The organism is Mesorhizobium sp. M0207 (assembly GCF_040321995.1).
Classification (GTDB): domain Bacteria; phylum Pseudomonadota; class Alphaproteobacteria; order Rhizobiales; family Rhizobiaceae; genus Mesorhizobium.
Genome location: NZ_JAMYSQ010000067.1, coordinates 1 through 2652, shown reverse-complemented (window position 1 = coordinate 2652; position 2652 = coordinate 1). Strand labels below are relative to the sequence as shown.

2 protein-coding genes are annotated in these 2652 nt (G+C 63.0%); both read left to right on the top strand.

Translation table 11 applies throughout. From position 1 onward, the window contains the following. Positions 1-362: 362 nt before the first annotated feature. Positions 363-560 (top strand): hypothetical protein, encoded by a 198-nt coding sequence (locus tag NKJ15_RS32845; RefSeq protein WP_023722661.1) that lies wholly within the window; start codon positions 363-365, stop codon positions 558-560. Next, entirely contained in the window at positions 550-2622 is a 2073-nt protein-coding gene (locus tag NKJ15_RS32840; protein WP_352778912.1) for a recombinase family protein, read from the top strand. Before NKJ15_RS32845 ends, NKJ15_RS32840 begins: the two co-directional genes overlap by 11 nt. Positions 2623-2652: the final 30 nt, after the last annotated feature.

Here is a 2652-nt window from a genome sequence, read left to right as displayed (position 1 = left end):
TTGTACAACACGACGAGAGAACGCCCACGGGACCGAGGAACGCAAGTTTCTTTATCCATGGCATCCCTGGGCCGGGCGTTGTGTTCACGTTCATGAGGTGATCGAGAAGGCTGACCGGGAGGTTTTCCGCTGCAGTCTCTCTGGCCACGCCTCCGATCGGTGGCTGGAGGTTCCGGCCTGGATGTTTGATCGCGCGGTCTGCACCGCGTGGCGCATTGCCGCTGCCCCACATGTCGATCCCAGAACGCTTGGCGTCTTGGTGACACTGCTGCAGGACGCGACGGCCAATTCCCACACCCCATCGCAATTGGAGGTTTCGGGCGCAGCATCGGATCCTCACGACGCGAATCGGGGAGAGGTCCATGCCGCGCCAGCCCACGACATATCAGTTCGATCTGTTCTCCAACCCGCACGATGCGGAGACCGCGCAGATGCCACCATGGCAGGCGCTGCCGGAAGAGACGCGCCTGACGCTGACAAAGCTGATGGTGCGCCTGATCCTCGACCACGTCGACGGCGAGCGCGCCGTTCCACGGGAGGAGGCACGCCATGATGCATGAGAAGATCCGGCCCCACCATCTGGAGCGAAAGGCGATCCTTTATGTGCGGCAGTCCTCGGCCCATCAGGTTCTGCACAATCGTGAGAGCAGCGCCCTGCAGTATGCGATGCGCGATCGCCTGGTCGCGCTCGGCTGGTCTTGCATCGAGACGGTCGATGACGATCTCGGCCGCTCTGCTGCTGGCGGTGTCGCGCGAGCGGGCTTCGATCGGATGGTCGCAGCAGTCTGTCTCGGCAAGGTTGGGGCGGTTGCGGCGCGGGAGGTATCGCGCTTCGCCCGCAACAGCCGCGACTGGCAGCAGCTCATCGAGATGTGCCGCGTCGTCGATACCGTGCTGATCGACCAGGAGACGGTCTACGCACCGCGCCAGGGCAATGACCGGCTGCTGCTGGGATTGAAGGGCAGTCTCAACGAGTATGAGCTCGATCTTCTGCGTCAGCGCTCCTTGTCGGCCCGCTATGAGAAGGCCCGGCGCGGTGAACTCGTCGTCGCTTCCCCGGTCGGCTTCGTGAAGGTCGGCGACCGGCTGGAGAAGGATCCCGACCGTCGCATGCAGGAGGCCATCACCCTTGTGTTTGACAAGGTGGCGGAACTCGGCAGTGCCCGCCAGGCCCTGCTCTGGTTCCTCGAACATGGGCTGGATTTGCCTGCCAAGCGCAACAATGGCGATGTGGTCTGGCGCAGGCCAAGCTATGCGACCATCCACCGAATGATCGAGAACCCGATCTACGGCGGCGCCTATGCCTATGGTAAGACTCGTGCTGCGTCGGGATATGATGCAACAGCCATTCGTTCGCGCAGCCGCCGTAAGGCGCGTGATGAATGGCTGGCGCTGATCCCGGGTGCACACGAAGGCTACGTCAGCTGGGAAAGGGCGGAAGCGATCCGCAAGATGGTGAGCGACAACGTGCCCACGAGCCGGCATCACGGGGCGCCCAAGCATGGCGACGCTCTGCTCGCCGGCCTTGTCCGCTGCCGGCGCTGCGGCCGCAAGCTGACGGTCCGCTACACGGGAACCAAGCACAACATTCCGCGCTATTCCTGCTGGCGTGGTCTGCTTGACAATGGCGAGCCGCGTTGCATCGCCTTCGGTGGACTACGCGTCGACGACGCCATCGAGGAAGCTCTTCTGCGGGTTGTCGAGCCGGCAGCGATAGCCGCGGCCGTCGAGGCCGAAGCGCAAGCGGCCAGTCGCCGCGATCAGGTCCGCGATGCTCTGATGCGCGATCGCGAGGCGGCACGCTACAACGCCGATCGGGCGTTCCGGCAATACGACGCCATCGATCCGCAGAACCGGCTGGTCGCGGCGGAACTGGAGTTGCGATGGAACCGGGCGCTTACGCGTGTCGGCGAGATCGAGAGCAGGATTGCCGCGCATGATGCCTCGACATCGGAGCCATCACTTCTGTCGCCAATACACGTCACCGCGCTCGCCGCCGATCTCAAGGCTGTATGGGCGGCGCCGACGACGGATGCAAGGCTCAAGAAGCGCATCGTTCGCACCGTCATCCGGGAGGTGGTCGCCGATATCGATGACGAAGCGTCAGAGATCGTTCTTCTGATCCATTGGGTTGGCGGCGTCCATACTGAACTGCGCCTGCCGAAGCGGCGCCGTGGACAGCGCAACAGCACGTCCGGCGATATCATCGCGGCCGTCCGCCAACTGGTGCTCATCGCCAATGATGATCTGATTGCTGGCATCCTCAACCGCAATGGACTGGTGACCGGTCACGGCAATCGATGGACACGCGAACGGGTCACCGCGCACAGGTCGCATCATAAGATCCCTGTCTTCCGGCCAGCGGCGGACGGCAAAGAGCCATGGCTTAACCTGAACAAGGCGGCGCGCCTTCTCGGCGTTGCACCGAAGACCCTCAGGCTCGCCGCCGAGGCGGGCGAGATCGAAGGCGTTCATCCTCTGCCGGATGGTCCATGGGTCTTCAGCCGATCAACGCTTGGCGAACCTGCGGCACAGCGCATCGTTCATCGCGCGCGGCAAAACCCAAAATACCCCACGGGATCGCATCCAGATCAGCAAAACCTATTCACTTCAACGACATAGACAGATGGGTGTTATGAAACAGGATTGTAG